We start from the raw sequence: 22,066 nt of genomic DNA, 5'->3' as shown, positions 1-22,066 counted from the left end.
GATCAGGCTGAACACTCTGTTGCGGGAGAGGAGCACTCAACGGATGAGCAAGCGACTGTGGGACCGGCTTCAGCCGGGAATATGCCTTCCCGGCTGAAGCCGGTCCCACAGGACAGCGCAAGTCCGGGCCGTTATGTGTTGATCCAAAAGCGCGTAATCGCTCCCGCCGCCGACGAAGTCAGCGCCGCCGTCGACACACCGGTCCAGAGCGAACCAGCCAGCGAAACCAGCGAGCCGGTCGCCGTCGAACCGCCTGCACCAGCGACACCCGACCCCGACCATCAAACCAGGCAGCGCCAGCGCGCCAGCCATCTGGCCCAGGCTATTCGCCATGAATTGCGCAAGGCGGTGATCGGTCAGGATGCGGTGATCGACGATGTGCTGACCGCTCTCATCGGTGGTGGTCACGTACTGCTCGAAGGGGTGCCGGGGCTGGGCAAGACCTTGCTGGTCCGAGCCCTGGCCCGTTGCTTCGGCGGCGACTTCGCGCGGATCCAGTTCACCCCGGACCTGATGCCCAGCGATGTCACCGGCCACGCCGTGTATGACCTGCAGACCGAACAGTTCAAGCTGCGCAAGGGTCCACTGTTCACCAACCTGCTGCTGGCCGACGAGATCAACCGCGCCCCGGCCAAGACCCAGGCCGCCCTGCTCGAAGCCATGCAGGAGCGCCAGGTCACCCTGGAAGGCCGTGCCCTGCCGATCGCCCAGCCGTTCATGGTGCTGGCAACCCAGAACCCCATCGAACAGGAAGGCACTTACCCGCTGCCGGAAGCCGAGCTGGACCGTTTCATGCTCAAGTTGCGCATGGATTACCCGCCGGCCAACGAAGAGCTGGCCATGGTCCGCCAGGTCACCCGCTCCAGCCGCGCCGACATGCTCGATGTACAACCTCTGCGTGTGCTGATGCATGCGAGGGAAGTGCAGGCCTTGCAACGCATTGCCAGCGAACTGCCATTGGATGAGCAAGTCCTCGACTACGCCGTGCGCCTGGCCAGGGCCACGCGTACCTGGCCGGGTTTTACCCTGGGGGCCGGGCCACGGGCCTCGATTGCCCTGGTCCGCGGCGCCCGGGCCCGGGCCTTGCTGCGTGGCGGCGAGTTCGTCATTCCCGACGACGTCAAAGGCTGCGCCCTGGCGGTGCTGCGCCACCGCGTACGGCTGTCGCCGGAGCTGGATATCGAAGGCTTGTCGGTGGATGAGGTACTGCGCCAGATGCTCGATCAGGTTCCGGCACCGCGCCTGTGAAACAGCTCCTCAAGCCCTCGCGCAGCCTGCTCGGCATTCTGCTGGCGCTGCTGGGCCTGGCCATTGTCCTGGGTAGCCTGAATGCGCTGGATATCGCCGTGCCCGCCAAGACCGCCAGCGGCTTCGTCGCCGTTCTGGTGGCCGTGGCCTTATTGGGGCTGCTCGATGCCGTCTGGCTCCTGCGCCGCCCTTCGCCGCGCCTGCAACGGCAGATGCCGGGCAGCCTGGCGCTTGGGCGCTGGAGCGAAGTGCGCATGGATATCGAACATGACAGCCCGGTCACTCTGACCCTGAGCCTGCACGACCATGCTCCCGCAGGCCTGGCCACCGAGAACCTGCCGCAAAGCATCACCCTGCGCCCCGGCCAGCGTGGCGAACTGGGTTATCGCCTGCGTCCACTCAAACGCGGGCGATTCCAGTTCGAACGCTGCGAAATCAACCTGCCCAGCCCGCTGCGCCTGTGGCAGTCACGCCGCTATCTGGACGTGCCCGGTAGCACCCGCGTCTACCCTGACTTCGCCCGGTTGTACGGCGGCCAGTTGCTGGCTGTGGATAACTGGCTGAGCCAGATCGGCGTGCGTCAACGCCAACGCCGAGGGCTAGGCCTGGAATTCCACCAATTGCGCGAATTTCGCGAGGGCGACAGCCTGCGCCAGATCGACTGGAAAGCCACCGCCCGGCAACGCACGCCGATTGCCCGGGAATATCAGGATGAGCGCGATCAGCAGATTGTCTTCCTGCTCGACTGCGGTCGGCGCATGCGCAGCCAGGACGGCGACCTCAGCCACTTCGATCACGCCCTCAATGCCTGCCTGCTGCTCAGCTATGTGGCCTTGCGCCAGGGTGACGCCGTCGGGCTGTGCACCCTGGCCAGCGAGCAGCGCCGCTACCTGGCGCCGGTCAAGGGCCAGAGCCAACTGAGCCAGTTGCTCAACGGCGTGTACGACCTGGAGTGCAGCCAGCGCCCGGCCGACTACAGCCAGGCGGTGCGCGAATTGCTGGTCAGGCAGAAACGACGAGCCTTGATCGTCCTGATTACCAACCTGCGCGACGAAGATGACGAAGAGCTGCTGGCCGCCGCCAAACAATTGGGTCGCCAGCACCGGGTACTGGTGGCGAGCCTGCGCGAAGATGTGCTCGATACGTTGCGCCAGACCAGCGTGCAGACCCACGATGAAGCGCTGGCCTACTGCGCCGCCGTAGACTTTCTCAACGCCCGCGCCGGACTGCACGAGCGTTTGAGCGCCCATGGCATTCCGGTATTGGATGTACGCCCCGGCGAGTTGGGGCCGCAACTGGTCAGTCGTTACTTGAGCTGGAAAAAGGCCGGGGCGCTGTAAGCAGACAGGCTACATCCGACAGCACAAAGCAAATATATGAATGAAATGGCTGGCTGCAGGACCGGCCTTAGCCGGGAGACCTCCGGCAGCCGATACATATTTTGTGCCTGGAATAGCGTATTTCCGGCTAAAGCCGGCCTCACAATGAGGCTCAGGCCGACGCCTCCACCGCATAAAAACTGAAGTAATACTTCAATGCCGCAATCAACTCGAAGTATCCGGTTGGAGCCATTTCCAGAGAAAACCCCGAATCGAAATGACCCGGCGTTTCGTCTTCATGTGACCACAGGCAACGGGCACTGACATCCAGCGTACGTCGACCACTCTCATCGCCGGGCACTTGCAGGGACAGGGCAAATACTGCGCCCACCAGCAAGGGCAAATCGCTGATCAGCATCAAGCCTTCTTCGGAGATATTGCCGAGAAATCCAAGGGTCTTGCCGGTATAACGATTGGAAACCTGAAGAAAACAAGGCAGTTGATGCCGTTTGATTCGTCGATTGAGCATGGAAAGATCGCCATCGAGGACCATTGAGCATGGCCGCGCTAATGCTTTGAACTCACCACGTATCAAAAGTGGAAAGCCCCGGAGGGTGTCCGGGGCATTTACTCTGCCCTTTGTTCTCACCCGCGTTACAGAGCCTAGCGCAAAGATGGCAGACAGCCACTCAAATTAATGGCCGTTCATCCAATCGGGTGTAACCCCTCCGTTACTTCAGAGAGGAGCCGGGCGGGTGACCGCAGCTGGCGCATTGCCACGATAATAACCAAGCTGGGCCAGGGTATCCAGACGTGCGCGTGCCCGGAAAGCATACTCGCTGTAAGGGAATTGCGTCATGATGTATTGATAGGTTTGTGCAGCGTCAACGTAAAGTTTTTGGCGCTCAAGGCACTGCCCGCGCAACATCGATACCTCCGGCTGGATGTATCGCCGCGCACGACTCTGCCGATCGACCTTGGACAGGTCCAGCATGACGGCATCGCAGTCGCCGCGCTCGAAATCACGGTAGGCGCTGTTGAGGTTGGAATTCATCGACCAACGGGTACAACCGCTGACAGCAGCCAGCAATACTAAAATCATCACGATACGCATGGGACTCTCCTGTGCTCTGCACGCTATCGGCCTGCGCCGCAATTTCTACAGGGCTGATTGATTGCCAATCGTCTGCCATTTGCCCGGTTGATCATCTTCGAGGTAGTGCAAAGGAACAATGACTACAGCCCAAGACAGTAGTAGCCTCTCGCTGCGCTTCAATTAAGGAGTTTGTGCATGACCGTTCGCCGTACCAAAATCGTTGCCACACTTGGCCCCGCCAGTAACTCGCCCGAAGTCATCGAGCAACTGATCCTGTCGGGTCTGGATGTTGCCCGCCTGAACTTTTCCCACGGAACCCCGGACGAGCACAAGGCTCGCGCCAAGCTGATCCGCGAGATTGCCGCACGGCACGGTCGCTTCGTTGCCCTGCTGGGTGACCTGCAAGGCCCGAAAATCCGTATCGCCAAATTCGCTGACAAGCGTATTGAACTCAAAGTCGGTGACAAATTCACCTTCTCCACCGCGCATCCCTTGACCGCAGGCAACCAGCAGATCGTCGGCATCGACTATCCGGACCTGGTCAAGGACTGCGGCGTGGGCGACGAACTGCTGCTCGATGACGGTCGCGTGGTCATGCGCGTCGACACCCAGACCGCTGACGAACTGCACTGCACCGTGCTGATCGGCGGCCCGCTGTCGGACCATAAAGGCATCAACCGTCGCGGTGGTGGCCTGACTGCCCCGGCCCTGACGGAAAAAGACAAGCAAGACATCAAGCTCGCCGCAGAAATGGACCTGGACTACCTCGCCGTTTCCTTCCCACGCGATGCCGCAGACATGGAATACGCCCGTCAGCTGCGTGACGAATCCGGCGGCACTGCCTGGCTGGTGGCGAAGATCGAACGCGCCGAAGCCGTGGCCGACGACGAAGTCCTCGATGCCCTGATCCGCGCCAGTGACGCGGTCATGGTTGCCCGTGGCGACCTGGGTGTGGAAATCGGCGACGCCGAGCTGGTGGGCGTACAGAAGAAAATCATTGCCCACGCGCGCACCCTGAACAAGGCCGTGATCGTCGCCACGCAAATGATGGAATCGATGATCACCAACCCGATGCCGACCCGTGCCGAAGTGTCCGACGTGGCCAACGCCGTGCTCGACTACACCGACGCCGTGATGCTCTCGGCCGAAAGCGCTGCTGGCTCCTATCCGGTTGAAGCCGTGCAGGCCATGGCCCGCATCTGCATGGGTGCCGAACGTCATCCGACGGGCAAGAGCTCCAAGCATCGCATCGGTGAGTCCTTCACCCGTTGCGACGAAAGCATCGCGCTGGCGGCCATGTACACCGCCAACCATTTCCCGGGCGTGAAAGCGATCATCGCCCTGACGGAAAGCGGTTATACCCCGCTGATCATGTCGCGCATCCGTTCCTCGGTGCCGATCTACGCGTTCTCCCCGCACCGCGCCACCCAGGCTCGTGCCGCCATGTTCCGTGGCGTCTACACCGTGCCATTCGATCCGGCCAACCTGCCACCAGGCCAGGTCAGCCAGTCGGCGGTAGACGAGCTGCTCAAGCGCGGTCTGGTCGAGCAAGGTGACTGGGTCATCCTGACCAAGGGCGACAGCTACCACACCATCGGCGGCACCAATGGCATGAAAATCCTGCACGTTGGCGACCCAATGGTTTAAGGCTCAGGCCTTACAGAAAAGCCCCGGCTCAGTGATGAGACCGGGGCTTTTTCGTTTCTGCGAGGGGCAGCTTTTATCAAACACAACGCAACTCTCTGAATTGGAGCGCGATTTGTGTAGGACCGGCTTTAGCCGGGAGGACGCCTTTGAGGCAGATGACGCTCTCCCGGCTAAAGCCGGTCCTACGGTCAGGTGTTTGCTGCACGACAGCGCGGTGTCAGGGATATCATTTTGCGCCGTCAGAGCGAGTCGGCCTGCCCAACAAACACATCCGCCAACAACTGATTCCTCGGCAACCCTGCCAGGTACAGCCGTTTGGCAAACATCTCGACCCGAACGGGGTTGCCGCACAGCAGGCCCATGGTCTGCCGCGGCAGCAGGCGCAACCCATCCAGTGTCGAAAGCAGTTGCTCGGGTGTCACCCGTTGCACCGTCAGGTTGCCATGGGCCGCCGCCAGAGCCTGCAACTCGCTCTCTAGATAGTGCTCAGTCGCCAGATGAATCAGCCGGATCGCGCCTTGATGATCCTGACGCAGCGCTTCGCGCAACAGCCCCCACAGCGGCGCCAGGCCTGTGCCCGAAGCCATCAACAGCAAGGGTCGCTCCTGCCAGTCCGGGTCGTAACGCAGGGCGCCACCGCGCAGTTCCCCCAGGCGCAACGTGTCGCCGGGTTGCAGTTGTCGGGCGACGTCGATAAAGGCACCCGGCTGGCGGCAGTCCAGATGAAACTCCAGCCAGGGATCTTCCCCCGGCAGGCTGGCCAGGGAATACGGCCGGGCCACGCCACTGGCCGTCCACAGCACCAAATGCTGCCCGGCGCGATAGCGTAGCGGGCGTTCGGCCTCCAGGCGCAGGCGCAGCACCGTCGGCGCCAGCCAGTCGCAGGCGGCGACATGGGCAGGCAAACCGTCGCGCAAGGGGTCGAAAATTTCCACAGTCAGGTCTTCAACGACCCGGCACTGACAGGCCAGACGCCAGCCCTGTTGGCGTTTGCCCGCATCCAGCGCGTCAGGCAAGGCATCCAGAGGCACACCTTGCACGCAGCGCACCAGACAGGCATGACAACTCCCCGCCCGACAGCTGTAAGGCACAGCAATACCCGCCTGATTCAGGGCGTCCAGCAGATTACTCGCCGCCGCGACCGGCCAGTGCCGGTCACCTACATGCAGTTCAGGCATTGACCTGTTCCCAACCCGCGACGCAACGATTACGGCCGTCGCGCTTGGCCTGATACAGCGCCTGATCGGCACGTTGCAAGGCGGTGTCCAGATCATCGCCCCAGTGCAGCAGGGTCATGCCCACTGACAGGCTCAGCTCCACATCAAGCAGGCCTTCCAGTTCAACCTCGGCAAACACCTGGCGCACGCGCTCGCAGCACTCGCTCAACTGCTGTTGGCTACAACGGGGGATCAACATCACGAATTCTTCGCCTCCATAACGCGCCAGGATATCGTTCTCGCGCAGGCTGCCCTGGGTGACCGTGGCAAAGGTCTGCAACACTCGATCACCGACCGCATGGCCATAGGCATCATTGATGCGTTTGAAGTGATCCAGGTCGATCAGGGCCAGACCGTGGGTCTGCTCTTCATGCATCCCGTGCAATTCACGAGAGGCCATGCGCAGAAAATAGCGGCGATTGTACAGATGGGTCAGCTCATCGGTGGCGGCCACTTCTTCGAGCTGACGCATCATGCCGCGCAGCGTGTCCTGATGCGCCTGCAAGGCTTGGCGGCGCTGACGCATACGGCCGCGTTGGGCCTGGACATAACCGGCAAACACACTCAGCCACGCCAGCATGACAAACAGCACACAGATCTGCACCAGGGCATGGCCGAACGGCGCAGGCGACGGCAGCATCAGCCACTCACGGGCATTGATCCCGAGAAAGCACAGAAACACGATGACCGCACAACGGGCGAACACCTTGGCATCGAGCTGGAACAGACCGAACAGCAGAATCGGCGCATAAAGCGCCAGGAAAGTACCGCGCGAGCCATCCAGCCAGGCCAGCAACCAGGTCAGCCAGGCAATGGCCAGCAACACCTGGAGCTCGGTCAGGCTCGGGTCAGCGAAGCGCTGGTTCCAGCCGCTGACGAAGACCGCCAGCAATGCCAACTGGCTAACCAGCACCAGACTGCTGCTCACCAGCGCCACCGGCAACGGCTGGGCCAGGTCGCCGGTACAAATCGCCAGCCACGTCAAGGCCAGCACCACGACATAAGTCAGGGCGGCCATAGCGAAGCGCTGAAGAATAAGGGTCTGCCGGGTGTTGGCTATCAACCTGCCACGGGGTGTGCTCAAAAGGATTCCTTCCCGTAGTGGCACGAAGCAAGCACTCTAGCGCTACGCCTGCGGGTTGCCTAGTGCGCACTGTCAAAGTACACATTAACTGAATTGAAATGCGATTTTTGCGGGGGGGGCCTGCGCCGTGGCAAACATGGAATCAATGTGGGACCGGCTTTAGCCGGGAAGACGCAGGCAGGATCGATACACCTCTATCGTCCGCACAATTGCTTTCCCGGCTAAAGCCGGTCCCACGAAACATCATTAATGCAGTTGGTCAGACAGTTACACCACCGCCTTATCACCCACTACAACAGTCTCTTGCACAAGCGGTGGATGGACCGTAGCTTTTCAAGGGGTATACTGCCGCGCCCTGTTTGCAACCGCGACCTGACAGCTCTGCTACACCCATTGCAGCTGTGCGGATGCCAGCACATAAAATGTTCCCGTCCTTATCAGAGGAGCGCTCCCCGTGACCGTGATCAAGCAAGATGACCTGATTCAGAGCGTTGCCGACGCCCTGCAATTCATTTCCTACTACCACCCCGTGGACTTCATCCAGGCCATGCACGAGGCCTATCTGCGCGAAGAATCGCCTGCCGCCCGCGATTCCATGGCGCAGATCCTGATCAACTCGCGCATGTGCGCCACCGGTCATCGCCCGATCTGCCAGGACACCGGCATCGTCACCGTCTTCGTACGCGTCGGCATGGACGTACGCTGGGATGGCGCCACCATGAGCCTGGACGACATGATCAACGAAGGTGTGCGTCGCGCCTACAACCTGCCGGAAAACGTCCTGCGTGCATCCATCCTCGCCGACCCGGCAGGCGCGCGCAAAAACACCAAGGACAACACCCCGGCGGTCATCCACTACTCCATCGTCCCGGGTAACACCGTGGAAGTGGACGTGGCGGCCAAGGGCGGCGGTTCGGAAAACAAATCGAAGATGGCCATGCTCAACCCGTCCGACTCGATCGTTGACTGGGTGCTGAAGACCGTGCCAACCATGGGCGCCGGCTGGTGCCCACCGGGCATGCTCGGTATCGGCATCGGCGGCACCGCCGAGAAAGCTGCGGTCATGGCCAAGGAAGTGCTGATGGAATCCATCGACATCCACGAGCTGAAAAAACGCGGCCCGTCCAACCGTATCGAAGAGATGCGTCTTGAGCTGTTCGAAAAGGTCAACCAACTGGGCATCGGCGCCCAGGGCCTGGGTGGCCTGACCACCGTGCTCGACGTCAAGATCATGGACTACCCGACCCACGCTGCGTCCCTGCCGGTATGCATGATCCCTAACTGCGCCGCCACCCGTCACGCCCACTTCGTGCTCGACGGTTCCGGCCCGGCCTCCCTGGAGGCGCCACCGCTGGACGCCTACCCGGAAATCGTCTGGGAAGCCGGCCCATCGGCCCGCCGCGTCGACCTCGACACCCTGACCCCGGAAGACGTGCAAAGCTGGAAGCCGGGCGAAACCGTCCTGCTCAACGGCAAAATGCTCACCGGCCGTGACGCTGCGCACAAGCGCATGGTCGAGATGCTCAACAAGGGCGAAACCCTGCCGGTAGACCTCAAGGGTCGCTTCATCTATTACGTCGGCCCGGTTGATCCGGTGCGCGAAGAAGTCGTCGGCCCGGCAGGCCCGACCACAGCCACGCGTATGGACAAGTTCACCCGGCAGATCCTCGATCAGACCGGCCTGCTGGGCATGATCGGCAAATCCGAGCGCGGCCCGACCGCTATCGAAGCGATCAAGGACTACAAGGCTGTGTACCTGATGGCCGTCGGCGGCGCCGCCTACCTGGTGGCCCAGGCGATCAAGAAATCGAAAGTCGTGGCCTTTGCCGAACTGGGCATGGAAGCGATCTACGAGTTCGAGGTCAAGGACATGCCTGTGACAGTCGCGGTGGACAGCAAGGGCGAATCCGTCCACGTCACCGGGCCGCAGATCTGGCAGAAGAAGATCAGCGACAGCCTGGCGGTGGAAGTGCAGTAAGCGCTTGCAGCCTGTAAAAAACCCGCAGTGATGCGGGTTTTTTGTGCTCGGGCTAATGGGGAGCGAGTGTATATGGCTCGGCATAGTGTGAAGGCTTAGACCCAGAGTCCGATTCCACTCTTATTGCTTGCCTTGATAAACACATTGAGATGCCTGCCTTCACGCCGGGTTGAAGTGACCTCAAAGTTTCTCTGCGGCTCAATGAGCCCCTCGATCTCGCTCAGCGACGTGATTTTTCTGGCGCCGCCCTGGAGAATGAAGAGCACCGGGGATGTGCGTACAACAAATGCCTCATCGTGGAATATTTCCCCCATGAACTCTTTAGCGGTTTTCTCGTCGGGAGAGAATGAGGTGAATCCGCTGGTGGTCAATTGAGCCCCCTCTTTGAACTCGGCAACCCCGGCCACGCGAGCGCCTCTGTACAGCTCGCAGCTCATCAACTGCCCTAATGACGCGATAAATAGTCTGGCCACGCCCGCAGGGTAATGATGATACTTCTCCAACATGTTGAGCGCCGGGTCGAGCATCGTCGTTTTGCGCGTGAAAGAGAGCTTCACCGTGCTTTCTCCAGTGTTGCGATTAAGCTCTGCCAAGGCCGCATTTCGTACGGTCTTGAAATCTTGCGGTTCATAAGGTGTTTCGAAGGTCACGCTTCTGGTCGCACGATTGATATATCGAGAGCCTGCGTTGGTCGCCCAAAAAAGGTGAAATCCCTGCTTTTGATTGGGCGTCATTTCAAAACGATCTACCGCTAATGCTTGCTCACGCTCAAAGAAATGAGTCTCTGCGTATGTCCATGTCTCGCGACCATATTTAGTTCGACTAAGACCCATCTTCCTGATTTTCTCTCTCATCCAGTCCCCAGCCCTGATCTGTGCTTCTCGTCTAGAAAGTGGATCAAGAACTTCTCTGGAGCGAAATAACTCCACGGCCGTTCGCTCGGCCAATAGTTTTAAAGCATCCGTAAGCTCCAACCCCTCCCTGTCGACATTACTGATTGGTTGATTGCCCACCATCACGTACATATTCAGCCCATCGGCCGCCCCCGCCGGATCCGGATTTATCCACCGCTGCAACCACGGCGCGTAATACCTGAACCCGTAGTAATACAACCCCGTTGCGTCCCGCTCCTTGCCCGAATACCGCACCGTCTTGTACTTCGCCTCCACCGCACTGCGCGCCGCCCACCAGGCCGTGCCGCCGAAGGGGTAATAACTTTCCAGACTGATCAAGCTGCCCTGATGGTCAAGTTCCAGGGTACTTGAACCGAGATGATCATTAAGGCTGTAGCGCAGTTGATCGTTGGCGATCCCCGGCGGGGTCTTCACTTGCCAATGCAACACCCGCACGCTATTGCGCCCGGCACTGACGCAAATGACGTGCAAGATTTCGCCATCGGCACCGCTGCGAATTTCCAGCCCCGGCAGATAACGCACCTCCTCGATGAGCGTGCGATTACGGCTTTGCGTACCGCGAATCTTGCGGCAACGCTGACCGCCGCCGTCGTAGATATAGCGCTCAATGTCATCAGGCCCATCATCGCGTTTGACGGCGGTGACTTCCCGCAGTTGATTACGCACATCCCAACGTAAATCCTGCCCGCGTATCAACTGCTGAAGATTGCCGTTGGCGTCGAAGCCCGTCTCAAAATCCACGTCCACTTCGCTCTCTGACAGGCTGCGATTGCTGTCCGGTGCAACGAGCATGGAGCGGGTAAAAGTTTGCGCGCCGACGTGGCGCATTTGCAGCAAGTTGCCTGCGGCGTCGTAGTCGTAGCTTTGCCTGTAGTTGGCGATCTGATTGGGATCAGGCGGTAAACCTTGCAACTCGGGCAAGGCCGGGCCATAGCTGCTGCCGGTTTTGACTTCGCGACCGGTGGCTTCGATCAGCTGATACAAAGTGTCATAGCGGTACTGGTTGACGGGCTCGATACGTTGGTTAGCGAAGAACTGCACCGGCTGCGCGGCATCTTCGATTTGCAGGATATTACCCACCGGGTCATAGCAGTATTTGAGCTGTTGCAACGGGGGGTAGCCGGTAAGACCTGAGCTGATCTCAGTCAGTCGGCCGTTCTGCAGATCATAGGTAAAGCGGCTGAGCACACCATTACCGGCGGTTTCCTGCTCGACCTGATTAAAAGCGTTGTAGTGGATGTCGCGAACCAATGGCTTGGCCTGCCCGCCCCCCGCCAGACCGAGGGATACCGATTTCAGCTGGCCCGCAACGGTCTGCGCAAACTGCTGGCTATTGCCCATGGCATCGGTCCGTTCCAGGGTCTCGCCCAAGGCATTGAAGCGCCATCGGGTTTGCAACTCTTGGACTTCGAGCAGTTCATTGCGCTCAGCTTCAAGCGGCGGCCAGTCCGGCGTATCCGGCTCAATAAGGAAACGTCGAATTTCGCTGACGGGTGAACCCAACAGGCTGTAATGCGGCCAACGCACAGTACCCGCCGGATCGTCATGGCGAATCAGTTGGTTGCATTGGTTGTGCTCGGCTGTGTCCGGGCCGCCGTAGGTGAAGCGTTCGACGATGGACGTGCTGGTTGTCTGTGAGATCGATTCGCGGGCAAGCCTCGCTCCAACGGATTCACATATGGCTACGGGTCGGAGCAAGTCATCGCATGCGGTTTGCCGATGGCTGCCCCGGCCATCCCAACCCTCGACGAGCTGCCCCGCCTCGCCTGACAGTGCCAATCGCCAACCGGCATCAACACTGTCAGTCAGCAACGGCTGGCCGGACAGGCTGTACACGGTACTCAGATTCGCCACCTGAGTTTCAACATCCCACAAGCGCGGATCCCGACTCGCCACAGCACGCCCCGCCGCATCGAATACATGCCGCGTGACTCGGTCATCAGCTATCTCACCCTCGTCGCTTCGGCAGTAGCCCACGCTACAAATCAACAAACCGCGCGGATCGATCACTCCAATATCAGGTGTGTGCGTATGGATGTTCACAGTAGCGGGATAGCTCGTTTGCTGCTCGCTTCACCCTCTTCCACCGCTGCCACCAGCTTTTCTACCGCCTCACCGAACACCTTGCCACCATCCACGGCCAGATAGCGCACGTGCAGGATGATGTCGGTGAGCGAGTCGAGAATCGCCACCTGCCGCTCGGACTCGTGACGCGGAAAACTCAAAGTCCAGCGGGAAACAGCGCCCGTACCCTCGAAGGGAAAATACCGCTCGTCACCGAAATCCACCATGAACAGGCCGTGGTCATCAACACCGCTGGAAATACCGATTTGCTGATTGGCCCTGGGATTGAAAACGATATCGTTCGGGTGAATGGTTTCGTCTTCCTCTTCTTGGGGCAACTCTCCAGCCTGTTGATAAAGGTAACGCACGCCCGCAATCTGCGGTTTCAGCAAGGCGCTGCTGGTTTGCTGAGTCAGCATGATGCGCACATCTTCGTACGGCCCGATTACCGCTGGTATCGATACCGAAACCCGTACCAACTGACGCAGATAGTGGCCGGGATAATCCTTGTCGAACAACGAAGACTTCAGATCGAAGGCAATCTCACCCTTGCTTTTCAACTGCTCCAATACGCCGTCCCAGCCCGTCGCCAACGGAACTGCGTCTTGCGAGCCCGCGCCGGGGTCGTAATTCTTGAGCAGGGTTTTCAGAGAAATGGTTTTGGTCAGTTCCAGCCTGCGCTCGTGGCGGGACAGGAACGCCGACTCCATCTGCAGCAGCCCCAGCCTCAAGGTTTCGCCTGCGGTCAGGCCGTGGCGATTGTCGGCCCAGGCACTGGTGGAAATGAACCGCGTATCGCGATCGCCTATTTCGTACTGCCAGCACGCTTCGGTGCTCAAGCACATGGACAACACGACGTCGTACGCCTGGAAGTACAAGGTCGACAGCTGACTCAACAGCCATTGGTAAAGCGCAGGCCCGGCGGCACGATTTTTCAGGAAGCTGTAATAAATCTGCGCTTGCTCCTGCGCCTTGACCGCTTGCTCGAGACTGGTTTTCGCTGCGGTAATGGCGATGTCCTGCGCCTTGATCTGCAGGTCAATGGCCTCCAGCTCCTCCTCGGATTGGCGGGCGAGGAATTGCCACTCGACGCGGCGACGGCGGTATTGTTCGCTAAGCAGAGTAAGTTCCGATTCCCTCATAGTCTGAGTGGCAAGAGCCTGGGATATCCCTGCACCACCTGCTGCAATAGCTGATGGCCGCCAACCGCCGAAGGACGTTCCGCCAATGGTAGGAACGATGTCTAAAAAACCAGCAACTGCCGCTAAGCTATTCGCATATAGCTCCTGACCTTTAGCCGTTCTTTGCAGCTCTTGAGCTCGTCTTTCCGATGCACTGACGTCCTCCTCCAGCAGCTTCCCGTAATACACTTTGCGCGACTCAATCGCGACCCGGCTGCCCACCAATGCCTCCCGAGAAGCAACCGCCTGCTCGATCATCTGCGCCTGCAGGGTCTCGACGAATACGGACAACTCCAACACATGAGACTGCTGCAGTTCCTCCTGTTCGGCGCGATCACGCAGCTCCATATAACCGCGCACCTGCTCGCCATAGCGCATCAGTGTTTCAACCGCGTTCTGCACTCTGGGCAGCATGGCCCGGAAGCGATAGGGCGGGATAATCGCCAGCGAGCCCAAGCGTCTTTGTCCACTGCCACCGCCCGCTGCCTGGGCCCGCAACAGGTCGCGGGGGTTCGCCGCAGGCGCGTATAGCGGCAGCGACATGGTCTTGCCATCCAGGGTCAGATTGTGGCGCAGGTTATACAGCCGTAGTGCCACTCGCTCCCATAGATCAAGCAACTGGACATTGACCGGCAGCCGGAACCACGGCGCATCGAGCAAGCGCAGCCACGGCTGGCCTTCCACCTGGCTGGGGATATCGTGCTCCAGCCATTTGAGCCCTGACGCTTCATAACGGGCAAATACCTCATCGTCGTAGGCCGCCGCATCCTCCAGCATCATGGGCGTCCACCGGCTGATGCTGCGCCCCTTGGACAGCGGCCCCAATAACGAAGCGGCACGGATGTAGAGTAATTGCGCCTGGGTGAGCGTATCGCGGGTCAACTGCCGATAGAGCATGTCGCCGTGGGCAATCAGATTGTTCAGATAGAACACGAAAATCGCCTTGCGATAATGCGACGGCGCGCCGTAGGCAATGGCATCCGGATCACCCAACCCGCCCCATTCATAGCTGGGGTCATCAGCAAAGGTCAGCGGGCGGCTGACCCAATAAGGATAATCTGCTACAGGAGGTGGATAGAGCGGCGCGATGCGCTCCAGCGGATTGAACAGATAGTGCAGCCAGTTTTCCGCGCCCAAGTAGTTAAACTCGGCATGCAGGCGATGGGCAACCAGATGCGGGACATGGAAGAACAACTCCCAGAAGTACCGGCCATTGGCGCCTTTGAAATCCAGGGGCATTCGCTCGGTTGTTTCGGGCACAGGGGGTTCAGGCGTATGTTGAGCCTCCCAACTCAATACGCTTTTTAACGACCGCTCTGCTCTCTTGACCAACTCTTTTGCGAATGTGGTGTTAAGGCGAATGTGAGTTAGCGACGGTAAACCGAGCATCGTCATATCCAGAAACTGCCCGCCATCGGCCGTAGTTAAGATAACGGGAACGAGGGCGGGCGGAGCAGCACGGGTGATTGTAAAAATGTTATAACCCAAGGTATTCTGCGTCTTGTCCATTGGTAATGAGCCAAACATAAGCGTCTTCACCAATCCACTGCCCGTCCAACCCCAGGATTTCCCGGTAGTTTTTGCTGCACCATTAAGCGTCAACCGCTCTGGAACAGGAACATTAGGATGTTCCCAAACCGCAAAATCATGAATGAGGGGTATCTTCTGCGGCCTATAAAAATTATCAGGACTAATAAATGTAACTGTCACACCTTTAATAACCGCCGAAAAGCCCGCCCCTACTAAAAGAAATTCTGGTGTTATGGAGTCGAAATCCTCGATTGGGATACCCGGCACGCTGACGGTTGCTTTTTGTCGACGGGGATACTGACTATCAAAAAAATGAAAGTCAGTATTGTCCAACCGTATTTTTGCATCCCCCTTGTATCTAAGATGACAAATCTCGCCCGTTGGCAGCCTACCCACACCGGGATCCGCCTCTATTTCCACGTCGAAAACGAAACCTTGCTCACTTCCCCTTACCATAAAAAACATATCATAATAACCAAACTGAATATCACGTGCTACGCGTGCAAGAAGGAGCTCAAACCCACTTCGTTCGAGCCGCTTTGCCGTGCAGAGGCCGCTGACAGCCAACTCACACTCCGCTCCCGAAGTGTGCAGTTTCACATCCAACTCAAAGTACTGATTTATCCCGTCCACAGGCTTGTGATTAGCTGGTTCGGACGGATCCCAAATTACACTTTTCAATTCCCAGCCATTTTTACCTACTTCATTTTCATATTTCCCAGACACGGTAAACTGTACCCTTGCAGGGTTCCCTCCAACCACCCAGGCAGCGATACCATATAACTCGGAAGCCTCTACCCCCTCAACAAGCACCTTATTAAACTGTTTATCGAACACCACGAGAAACTTTTCAAGCTGAGCGCTAGTGTACTGAAAGCAGACAACAAGACGAGGGTCACCTGGTAAACGCACATCCATGAACGCTGCCAGATCAAAGCGACCGCTTGGGGACTTCCCAAGATCCTCTTTATCGGTCAACCCTTCGTAGATAAGCGTTGCCGGCGACCACATATCCGAGATTTTCTTATAGGCCATTTTCGCCCGATAATAATAATTACCGGTCTTCGCCCCACTGTCGTCAACTTCAGGCTGCCCTATCTCGACCCAGATAATGTGCAATCGACCATCGACCACCACCGGGCGCACATGAGTCACTTTTGCATCGAATGCGACATCAATGCTTTTCCATTCCGTCCACGCCGCCGGTATGACCTGAGTACTGTCTTGCTCTAGATCGATTTTTGCCTTGCGCCAGTAATACGAAAAGGGCTCGACATTTTGTCGGCCGAAAAAATAGTAATCGGCGTGTTTGAAATCTTCACCATCCACATAGCAGGCGACCACCTGCAAATTGCTGACCACCTCAAAACTGTCCAGATAGTTTTTCAAGGCGGCCTGCACAGAATCTTCACTGATCCGGCTTTGCCCCAGCTCGGCCTCGAAGGTCTGGAACAGGCTGGTCTTGCCCAGGCGCAGTGTCGGGTCGATATAGTTCTCCGGATAATCCTCGATCATCTGGTAACCGGCCCAGACACTGTACTCACTCATGCCCTCGCGCCACAGCGTTAAGGGTTCTTCGTCAAAACCCTGCGCATAGCCCGGCTCCATGCCGTTGTAGATCGCATTGATGTACTGCTGAATGCTGGCCATACCTTGCGCAACACGACTGGTCTCAACCTCGCCACTGACTTGGTTATCGATCAGCAGGTATTCGTAGAGATCGTCGGGCGTGGTGATTCCCAGCGGGGCCGAAGTTGCGCTTGATGGGATTATTTGGCCGAGATAATAGGCGACCAAAGCGTCTCGGCGTTGCTCTTCGAGCTGGGGAGTTATTCCATTACTCATGGCCAATGCCTCTATCAGGAATTTCCGGAACTACATATTCAAATGGCAATAGTACGACGTGCCTATTTGCACGACAAAAGCCCACACTTACAACATCCCCAACCTGCAGAGGTTCAGAAAAAACAAAATCAGCATAACCATAGTCATAAATAACCGAGTCCCTAAACTGACCTATACAAGTTAAGCCTCTGCTCGCAACCGAGGCAACAGGCTTTGCCTCGCTCACATCAACAATTACGTTGGCATTATGAAAAAGGAGTCTATAGGTGCCGGTAAACCGGCTTCTGTCGGTGCTATCTAATGAACCTTCCCCGGGAATAACACGCCCTGTAATGAAAGGCATAGCGCGCTCAACCCCATAGCTGCTCCGAAGAGAAAGGGTAACTTCGACAAACAATGACGTGACGTCCAGCGTGAAGGTAGTCCCATCGACTGATGACACGTGATTACCGTAGGGGAGGACGCGTATACCGCTACTGCTACTAGTGTGATGTACGAACGGTACACCTGAAATCTTGTTACCTCCAGCGTCTTCGGTCCAGACGGTCAGAGTATTGGGATACTGCAAATATGGAGATCCTGATAGTACCTCAGGCGCATCAAGCGAATAGTAAGGACCTTCGACAAGCGTCTTAAATGTGAATCTGGCAATAGCTACTATTCTAAACTCGAAGCGCTCGGAACTATCGATGCCGCCTGAGACACTAGCCGTTATAACATGCTCGCCTTGAGGGAGTCTGTAACTTACACTAGCAACGCCCTGCCGATTGGACAAAGTTGTAGTTATATCCCCATCTCGATCCCACTTAACTGGCAAGCCGGCGGGGATACCCGAGCCCGCTTGTAACCACACCGACAACTCTAATGGATCAGCACTTCCAATCCAGTAAACATTACTCGATGCTTCTCCTTTAACGATAATGGCCTTGGGATAAATCGTTACATTTTCGCTTGACTTCGCAACAACAGAAGAATTTTCGGGCACAGTAACGGTAACGGTCACACGCCCTTCTTTATCAGGCAAAAATCTGGCACTTGCCTCACCATTTGGGTCCGTCAGGCTTTCTTCATCAATCAAAGTGATTTGATCAGCTTCCCACTTGACCAATACACTTTGTATCGGAGCACCGTCCAACTCCACCAACCGGCACTTAACGACCGCTTCGACCCCTACAATCACTGGCGCTCCAAACTGCACAAACTGAAAGTATGGGATACTCAAAAACTCAACAGACTCATACGCCCAAGTTCTACCATTTTTGTATTGAGCAATAACTTCAGACTCGCCCTTCGGACCACTACGTAGCTCTGCACGGATCATGCCCTGCGGATCGGTATACGTTATATGGCGCAAAAATTCACCGAGCGTCGCCCCCCATTCAACAGGACGATCAATCCCCTTGTTGCCATGGTCGTCGACCAGGGTGGCCCAAAAATAAATCGGCTCAAGCTTATTAGCAAGCGCGGTTGACGGTCCATAGCCACCCTCAATAAAGTGCAGGGACTCCTCCTCACAATCGATAATAACCACTGGAGCAATCAACTTCTCACCCAGTCCATAATCCACAACCACATGGGCAACGCCCATTTCATCACCGCTGTGCAACGTATTCGAAGTTTGGCCGTTTTCGTCGGTAACTGTTCTGCGCTCATCCAGTCGACCCAAATTAGTCGTCCACGTCACGCTCACATCGTCCAATGGCTGATCCATGAAGTTTTTCAAGGTGATGGTGTACGTCGCGACATCGGTATCACGCTGAGCCACCAGATAATCCGGAGTCACGGTGATCACACTGGAATGGCTTTGCCCGACCTCACCAACTGTTCCAGCTGGCGGGGCGTCGGTCAGGCAACTAAGAGCCAGCTCCGCTGCCCGACGGTATTTCTCGGTCGAAGTGGTCGGGGTCAGTTCATGCAGTGCCAGCAAGGCGTTGGCGTCCAGCCCGGTGTGGCGACTGAGCAGGCATACCCGTGCCAGCACATCGAAGTCGGCCAGGGTAAAGATCACGCCGTCTTCCGGATTCAGCCGCAATGCCACGGCCAGTACGTCACGTACACCCCATCGCAGGAAACCGGCAAGTTTGTTGGCGGCGCTGTCACGGATCAGGCGTTTGTCGCCCTCGGTCGCGCCTTCCCACAAGGTATTGATGAGCCGGAAATAGTTCAGCAGGGTGTCTTCGCTCTGTTCGCTAAGACGCAGGGCTTCAGCGTATTGAGTGAGAAAGTACAACGATGGCAGGGACAAGCCGACATCCGGCAAGCCAAACCAATCAGGGTGTTCGACATAGTGGCTAATCAGCGCCGGACTGAGCGTCAAATGACCACAGAGCATGGCCCGCCTGGACAATGCATCCAGCACCAGCAGCACTTCATCACCGATGGGCACGTTGGCGACGTTACTGGGACCCAATACCCGCACCACCTCCAGCAACAATTGATAGCGATTGCCTTCGCTCCAGAACAGCAAAGCCTTGGCCAGATCGGCCTCGGTATTCAAGTAGCCACCGAGGCCTTCCATCAGCAAGGCATCCTGCGCGCCTCTGGCGCGCATGATCATATTGGTGATCTTCGGATGCAGCTCATCTATGGGTAGTCCAAACCCGTCCAGGACAACTTTCACTTCGTTGCTAAGAAGCTCTTCAAAACGCTCTTCGCTCTGCGCACTCAAATATTTGACCAATCCTCTAGCAGCCAGTGATAGAGCTCCGGCATCTATAAAACTGCCCAACGCTTCAAACCAATCAATCGGCTCACTCAGATAAAACTGCCTGCCACGGTCATCGGTTTGCAGAATTTCCGAGGAGTCCGGTGCACCAATTTGCGCAAAGCTGCTGTCGGTAATCAGCGCCGAGCCAAGCCGCGAGTGCAGCTGTTGCAGCAGATTGCGTTCGGCATCGGTGGCCACAGGCTGAGTCAGAGGAGGTAATGCCAGATGGCACAGTTGCGCCACGGTCCATTTGTGGTCCTGCAACCAGACCGCACAATCCACCAGGGCGTGGATCACGCTCAAGGTGTCGGTGTTGCTTGAGGCGTAATACGAGGCGATGCGCGGCACACCGGCCAGTTTGGCGACCAACTGGCTGCCGCCGTTATTGAGCAATTCCAGCAGTGCCAATGCTTCGATGGTACTCAGGCCGATATAGCGCGGCAGTTTGACCAGTCGATAAAACGCCGAGACGACCTCTCGCGACCACCGCAGCGGCTCATCGGCCCAGGACTGCTCAACGACCTTGGCAACGAAGCGGTACATCTCGTACGTCATGCCGAGGGCGGCGCATAGATGATCGATCTTCTGCCGTTCGGCCTCATTGGTCGGCGTCACAACAAAAGGCGTGCCGTCGAGAATCAGCGGGACGGGAAACATCGCCTGACTGTTGAATACCTGATCGAATTGCGATTGTTTTTTGCCTCTGGCGTACACGCCGAGGCCGTAGAGCATGGCGGCAAAATCCTGCGCAGGGACGTCATGGCGGCTGCGCACTCGCTGAAACAAACCAAGGGCACGCAGGGTGTCCTGGGTGATCAAATGAGGCGCTGTAGTGTTGGTCGGCGCTGTGCGTCGGGTTGCACCGGCCGCCCGATGCTCGGCTTGCTGCGACGCTGTCAATAACTGGTCCAGCTCATCGAAAGGCAAATCCAGCCAGAGCGCCAGGCGGATCATCCGGTTCAAGCGGTCAAAGCGCCCAATCGGACAATCGATCAAGCGATGCACCGGTATGCCGTTCTGCTCCGAAGATTCGATACTGATTGCCGGGCTCTGCCCGGCATTGATATACACCGAGCCGAACACCGAACCGTCGACGTCATTCTCATACTCTTCGCCCTGAACATTAGGCGACAACGATGGCGCATAAGCGCCTACCGACAACAGCGCATCGAGCTGGTCAGTGGTAAGCCCGGTTCTCAGGCAAAACGTCTGGGTATCGGCCAGTTCATAACTGTCTGGCGTACCAAAGTTATCTTTGAAAAATTCGGTAAACGGTGATGGACTTTCGAGCCTGCCACTTCTGGGATTGATGCGACGCATGTTGAGCGCCGTCTCGTCAGGATCATCCGCAGGCGTGTCTGTATGCGGCGCCTCTACTAACAATCCCTGTTGCACCGGCCCCAGACCAGAGTCCTGAATCAGTGCGATATCCGAGAGCCGCGAATGCACACCCGGCTCCTTGAAATAGGGATAGCCCGGATCTGCCGCGCGGATCGGATCCCCGGGCAAGCGTTGCTTGCGGTTGAGCACATAATTGATCTGCTGCTGATAGCGCTCGTACGGCAAGGCGAAGGGATAGCGGGTTTCGAGCAAGACATCATCGACCGACTTGTCCTCCAGGCTGATGCCATCGAGGTAGCTGCGAATCGAAGTATTGAGAATATCGTTGACCAGCACGAGGGTCGGCTCAACACGGTTAAGCGCAGTGTGATCGAGCATCAGGTTGGGTAGATCAGGGCGTCGGTCAGCCAGCTTGATGGCGCCGTTCTGGGCAGCCCCTTCAATCACCAGGGCCTCCCGATACAGGTCAGCCAGATAGGCTATCGGTGAGGTGGTTGCTTCGATAGCGTCGGGTGGGCAGTGGTTTGCCCAGTCGGGGTTGAACATGTCGGTGTAGGTAGGCGCGTCAACCAGACCCTTGATTCCGCGATCAGCGCGCACCGCATTGCGCACCGAGGCGGTCAACCGCTGTTCGCGAAACTGGCGGGCAACCACCGTCGTCATGGCAATTGCCTTGGCATGCAGGTCACGAGCTTGCGTGATATGCAGCAGAGGATCGGATTTCAGTAATTGCGCAGTGTTGCTTCTGGCGATGCTCAACACCGAAGGGAATTGTTCGGTGAGCGCCGCCTGACGAGCCTCGGGCTGACTGGAGTTTTTCAACAGTATCGTTAACGCCGACTCTGCACTGGCGGTTTTGTTCTCGTTGTTTGCCATAGCGTTATCTCACCGTGAG

At 57.8% G+C, this 22,066-nt stretch carries 11 protein-coding genes; 4 read left to right on the top strand and 7 right to left on the bottom strand.

Features of this window, described 5'->3' with window-relative positions:
- Positions 1-156: 156 nt before the first annotated feature.
- Together AC1Z24_RS05460 and AC1Z24_RS05455 are read left to right on the top strand one after the other, a co-directional pair.
- Positions 157-1,248 (top strand): AAA family ATPase, encoded by a 1,092-nt coding sequence (locus AC1Z24_RS05460; protein ID WP_483746533.1) that lies wholly within the window; start codon positions 157-159, stop codon positions 1,246-1,248.
- Positions 1,245-2,588, top strand: a complete 1,344-nt coding sequence (locus AC1Z24_RS05455; RefSeq protein WP_483744839.1) for a DUF58 domain-containing protein — start codon at positions 1,245-1,247, stop codon at positions 2,586-2,588. The genes AC1Z24_RS05460 and AC1Z24_RS05455 overlap by 4 nt, the downstream gene beginning before the upstream one ends.
- A gap of 151 nt (positions 2,589-2,739) precedes the next feature.
- Here AC1Z24_RS05455 and AC1Z24_RS05450 read toward each other — a convergent pair whose 3' ends face one another.
- The gene (locus AC1Z24_RS05450) at positions 2,740-3,096 is read right to left on the bottom strand and encodes a PilZ domain-containing protein (RefSeq protein WP_483744838.1); all 357 of its coding nucleotides are present in this window, start codon (positions 3,094-3,096) and stop codon (positions 2,740-2,742) included.
- 207 nt (positions 3,097-3,303) lie between these two features.
- Positions 3,304-3,681 (bottom strand): tetratricopeptide repeat protein, encoded by a 378-nt coding sequence (locus AC1Z24_RS05445; protein ID WP_259098475.1) that lies wholly within the window; start codon positions 3,679-3,681, stop codon positions 3,304-3,306.
- A gap of 177 nt (positions 3,682-3,858) precedes the next feature.
- Between AC1Z24_RS05445 and pyk the strand changes: the two genes are divergently transcribed.
- The gene (pyk, locus tag AC1Z24_RS05440; RefSeq protein ID WP_483744837.1) at positions 3,859-5,310 is read left to right on the top strand and encodes a pyruvate kinase; all 1,452 of its coding nucleotides are present in this window, start codon (positions 3,859-3,861) and stop codon (positions 5,308-5,310) included.
- A gap of 239 nt (positions 5,311-5,549) precedes the next feature.
- Here the strand turns inward: pyk and AC1Z24_RS05435 are convergent, their stop codons facing one another.
- Positions 5,550-6,488 (bottom strand): iron-sulfur-binding ferredoxin reductase, encoded by a 939-nt coding sequence (locus AC1Z24_RS05435; protein ID WP_483744836.1) that lies wholly within the window; start codon positions 6,486-6,488, stop codon positions 5,550-5,552.
- Entirely contained in the window at positions 6,481-7,590 is a 1,110-nt protein-coding gene (locus AC1Z24_RS05430) for a GGDEF domain-containing protein (RefSeq protein ID WP_483746532.1), read from the bottom strand. The genes AC1Z24_RS05435 and AC1Z24_RS05430 overlap by 8 nt, the downstream gene beginning before the upstream one ends.
- A 475-nt stretch (positions 7,591-8,065) precedes the next feature.
- Between AC1Z24_RS05430 and AC1Z24_RS05425 the strand changes: the two genes are divergently transcribed.
- Positions 8,066-9,589: a fumarate hydratase gene (locus AC1Z24_RS05425; RefSeq protein WP_483744835.1), complete on the top strand. Its 1,524-nt coding sequence runs from the start codon at positions 8,066-8,068 to the stop codon at positions 9,587-9,589.
- 95 nt (positions 9,590-9,684) lie between these two features.
- On the opposite strand, the gene AC1Z24_RS05420 is transcribed toward AC1Z24_RS05425, so the two are convergent.
- The 3 genes from AC1Z24_RS05420 to AC1Z24_RS05410 are packed head-to-tail and all read right to left on the bottom strand — an operon-like array spanning position 9,685 to position 22,047.
- Complete coding sequence (locus tag AC1Z24_RS05420; protein ID WP_483744834.1) at positions 9,685-12,546, bottom strand: RHS repeat-associated core domain-containing protein; 2,862 nt, start codon at positions 12,544-12,546, stop codon at positions 9,685-9,687.
- Positions 12,543-17,123: a Tc toxin subunit A-related protein gene (locus tag AC1Z24_RS05415; RefSeq protein ID WP_483744833.1), complete on the bottom strand. Its 4,581-nt coding sequence runs from the start codon at positions 17,121-17,123 to the stop codon at positions 12,543-12,545. Before AC1Z24_RS05415 ends, AC1Z24_RS05420 begins: the two co-directional genes overlap by 4 nt.
- Positions 17,116-22,047 carry a Tc toxin subunit A gene (locus tag AC1Z24_RS05410; RefSeq protein WP_483744832.1) on the bottom strand — a complete coding sequence of 1,644 codons (4,932 nt, stop codon included), beginning with the start codon at positions 22,045-22,047 and terminating at the stop codon, positions 17,116-17,118. The genes AC1Z24_RS05415 and AC1Z24_RS05410 overlap by 8 nt, the downstream gene beginning before the upstream one ends.
- Positions 22,048-22,066 lie beyond the last annotated feature (19 nt).

The organism is Pseudomonas sp. JL23, from assembly GCF_056933585.1.
This window is presented reverse-complemented; position numbering and strand designations above follow the sequence as displayed.